The sequence below is a fragment of the Mesorhizobium sp. M7A.F.Ca.MR.148.00.0.0 genome (assembly GCF_003997735.1).
GTDB lineage: Bacteria > Pseudomonadota > Alphaproteobacteria > Rhizobiales > Rhizobiaceae > Mesorhizobium.
Window position 1 is genome coordinate 1 of the sequence record NZ_RZTB01000651.1, and the last position, 245, is coordinate 245.

The window sequence follows — 245 nt, forward strand, 5'->3', positions numbered from 1 at the left end:
GTGCCGCCAACGGCCTCGCCGTGCAGCAGCACCATCTCGCGCGCAACCGGGAGCAAGCCCATGATCGAACGCAGGAGTGTGGATTTTCCTGCCCCGTTAGCGCCGATCAAGGCCACGGCCTCACCCTGGTGCAGCTCGATGTCGACGCCGTAGAGCGCCTGGAAATCGCCATAGCGGGCCAACAGGCCGTGGGTGGAAAGAACGGCCGTCATGCCTCGATCCCCATGTAGACGCGCTGGACCTCG

The 245-nt window shown here is 65.3% G+C and carries 1 protein-coding gene; it reads right to left on the reverse strand.

Annotation, left to right across the window (positions count from 1 at the left end; translation table 11 throughout):
* Window positions 1-212 (reverse strand): ATP-binding cassette domain-containing protein (locus EOB49_RS35680; RefSeq protein WP_127383580.1); only part of this gene is annotated, 212 nt, incomplete at its 3' end.
* Between the last annotated feature and the right edge of the window lie 33 nt (window positions 213-245).